General features: G+C 40.1%; 1 pseudogene. It reads right to left on the minus strand.

What is annotated here, in order from left to right:
* Positions 1-289 (minus strand): annotated as a pseudogene (locus LG649_RS16110) (inorganic phosphate transporter); the annotation flags it as partial.

Below are 289 nucleotides of genomic sequence, written 5' to 3' on the forward strand. Positions count from 1 at the left end.
AGCGCAATACTTCCTCTTACAATACCTCTAGATAACGAGTTGGGCTCGAAACGTTCTTCGCCAGAATCTTGACGGGATAAATCTACAGAAGTTTTTACCACGGCTTTGGCCTTGCTTGAAAACCATAAGGTTAAAACCATTATTAAGCCAGCTATAAGTAGTAATATAGGTTGCGCAGGCACAGCCTCAGATAAGCTAGACATTCTAAATTCTGATGGTAAAACTCCGCTACCACTAAAATTAGTATGAGCATCTAAAGCGGCTATTGGTACACCTATAAAGTTAACCA

Origin of the sequence: Neotamlana laminarinivorans (genome assembly GCF_020523925.1) — a bacterium.
GTDB lineage: Bacteria > Bacteroidota > Bacteroidia > Flavobacteriales > Flavobacteriaceae > Neotamlana > Neotamlana laminarinivorans.